Source organism: Dietzia sp. HMSC21D01, assembly GCF_001815995.1.
GTDB classification, from domain to species: domain Bacteria; phylum Actinomycetota; class Actinomycetes; order Mycobacteriales; family Mycobacteriaceae; genus Dietzia; species Dietzia cinnamea.
Window position 1 is genome coordinate 1 of record NZ_KV823872.1, and the last position, 2,263, is coordinate 2,263.

The 2,263-nt window shown below is 72.3% G+C and carries 4 protein-coding genes and 1 tRNA gene; 1 reads left to right on the forward strand and 4 read right to left on the reverse strand.

The features are described from left to right. Positions 1–326: 326 nt before the first annotated feature. The 4 genes from HMPREF3086_RS06980 to HMPREF3086_RS06995 form a co-directional block, all read right to left on the reverse strand. A tRNA-Ser gene (locus HMPREF3086_RS06980) sits at positions 327–417 on the reverse strand. A gap of 55 nt (positions 418–472) precedes the next feature. Next, positions 473–676: a CsbD family protein gene (locus HMPREF3086_RS06985; RefSeq protein ID WP_007627815.1), complete on the reverse strand. Its 204-nt coding sequence runs from the start codon at positions 674–676 to the stop codon at positions 473–475. Positions 677–800: 124 nt separating this feature from the next. Continuing rightward, a complete protein-coding gene (locus tag HMPREF3086_RS06990) occupies positions 801–1,256 on the reverse strand; it encodes a nucleoside deaminase (RefSeq protein ID WP_061229928.1) in 456 nt (151 codons plus the stop codon). A gap of 2 nt (positions 1,257–1,258) precedes the next feature. Continuing rightward, entirely contained in the window at positions 1,259–1,786 is a 528-nt protein-coding gene (locus tag HMPREF3086_RS06995; RefSeq protein ID WP_061229927.1) for a tRNA adenosine deaminase-associated protein, read from the reverse strand. Between the two features lie 93 nt (positions 1,787–1,879). Between HMPREF3086_RS06995 and HMPREF3086_RS07000 the strand changes: the two genes are divergently transcribed. Then, positions 1,880–2,263, forward strand: a 384-nt coding sequence (locus tag HMPREF3086_RS07000) for a prephenate dehydrogenase/arogenate dehydrogenase family protein (RefSeq protein WP_168169067.1), incomplete at its 3' end; no start/stop codon positions are given.

The following is a 2,263-nucleotide window of genomic DNA, read 5'->3' on the forward strand; positions in this document are numbered from 1 at the left end:
GAAGACCGCCACAGAGCGATCAAGTCCACAACTCAACCCTGTGACACAGCGGCGATGGCGGCGCCACCACCGTCCCACACGGGTGTACTCCAAAGAGACGATGAACTGGCGCCTTGGCAAACAAGGGAGGGCTGTGGGGCTGACTTGTCCCTGCGTTGTCCGGTCTGCCAGACGGACGTGAACATCTCCTTGTAAGACTGTCCACCCCGGGGCCGGGAGCGGATGACCGGCGGGGTCGAAGCGGCGGATGCGGGGCCGGCCCGCCGGGCGCCCGGGCGGACATGGCGAGAGCCCCGGACCTCTCTCGAGATCCGGGGCTCTCCCCGTGGCGGTGGCGGTGGGATTTGAACCCACGGTTGGGGGTTACCCAACACAGCATTTCGAGTGCTGCACCTTCGGCCGCTCGGACACGCCACCGCCGATCAGGCTACTGCACGAGGGCCCGCAGAGAAAAATCGGCGCGGGCACACGCTCACTTGTCGTTGCCGGTGAGCTTGCTGGCGGCCTCGTTGGCCTTGTCCTTGAGCTTCTCGGCGCCCTGCTTCAGGCCCGCCGCGCCCTGGTCGGCCTGACCCTCGGCCTGCAGATCACGGTCGCCCGTCGCGGCGCCCGCGGACTCCTTGGCGCGGCCGCCCAGCTCCTCGGCCTTGTTCGAGAACTTGTCTCCCACTCCCATGTGGTACTCCTCTCGATCGCGGCGCCGGGGCCCGGCGCCTCTCGAGATCCACCGTATCCACGCCCGGCCGGGGCCTCCACCGCGTGCGGGTCACGATCGGATCACCGGGCGGGGCGGGCCGGCGTCAGCGTCGGGCGCGGAAGAAGTCCTCGAGAACAGCCGCGCACTCGTCCTCCAGCACGCCGCCGTGCACCTCTGGCCGGTGCACCAGCCGCCGGTCGCGCACGACGTCCCACAGCGAGCCGCAGGCCCCCGTCCGCGGCTCCCACGCCCCGAACACGATCCGGCCCACCCGCGCCGCGACCGCCGCCCCCGCGCACATCGTGCAGGGCTCGAGCGTCACCACGAGGGTGCAGTCGTCCAACCGCCAGCCGTCACCGAGCACCCTCGCGGCCTCGCGCAGCGCGAGCACCTCGGCGTGGGCGAACGGGTCGCCGTCGGTCTCTCGGCGATTGGTGGCGGCGGCCAGCTCGGTGCCGTCCGGGCCGATGACGACCGCGCCGACGGGCACGTCCTCGGGCGGGGTGCCCGCGGCAACGGCCAGCGCGCGGCGCACGAGGGCCTTGTTCGCGCGGTGCACCCTCACGAGTCGGGCAGGTGCCGCTCGATCTCGTCGCCGAACCCCATCCGCTCGGCCACGGACTGCAGCTGCTCGTCGGCGTACAGATCCACCTCGGAGACGATGATCTCCAGCACCCCGGCCGGCAGACCCATGTCCTCGAGGATCGCCATGTCGCCCTCGCCCCAGGGATCGGTGTCCTCGAGCTCCTCGTCGGTCATGTCGGGGACGTCCACGTTGAGCTCGTCGAGCACGTCGGCGGCGAGGTCGTAGTCCAGCGACGCGGTGGCGTCGGAGAGCATGAGCCGCATGCCGGACGGGCCCGGGCGCAGGATCACGAAGAACTCGTGGTCCACGTCCACCAACCCGAACGACGGCCCCTCGGCCCGCAGCGCGCGGACCTGCCGCGCGGCGTCGTCGAGACTCGTCAGCGCGGCGTCGTCCAGGCGCGTGACCTGCCACGATCCGCCGTCCTGCACCACCCCGAGCGCGATGCCGGTCACCGAGTCGTCGTCGGAATCGCGGGCGTGTCGGTCGGAGCTGCTGGCCATGGGCTCAACCGTAGTCTGCTGTGAGAACCTTGTCAGGTGACGGTGACGGCGGACGTGTGCGTGCTCGGGGCGGGTCTGATCGGCGGTTCGCTGATGCGGGCCCTCGGCCCCGAACGGGCCTTCGGATGGAACCGTTCCGCCGCAGGCGCCGAGGCCGCCACCGCCGCGGGTTTCGCCGTCACCACGGACCTGCCCGACACGCTCCGCCGGGCCCGGGAGTCAGATGCCCTCGTCGTCGTCGCCGTCCCCCTCCCCGCCCTCGACGCGGTCCTGGGCGCGGTGGCCGAGCACGCACCGGGCGTCGCCCTCACCGACGTCATCAGCGTCAAGGGGCCCGTCCTGGACGCGGTGCGGCGCCACGGCCTCGGGGCGCGGTTCGTGGGCGGGCACCCCATGGCCGGCACCGCCCACTCCGGCTGGGACGCGGGCGACCCGGACCTGTTCCGCGGCGCCACGTGGCTCGTCGCGGCGGACCCG

Bases quoted from the DNA above. Each gene is read 5' to 3' on its own strand.
- HMPREF3086_RS06985 (WP_007627815.1), bottom strand. From the start codon at position 676: ATGGGAGTGGGAGACAAGTTCTCGAACAAGGCCGAGGAGCTGGGCGGC.
- HMPREF3086_RS06995 (WP_061229927.1), bottom strand. From the start codon at position 1,786: ATGGCCAGCAGCTCCGACCGACACGCCCGCGATTCCGACGACGACTCG.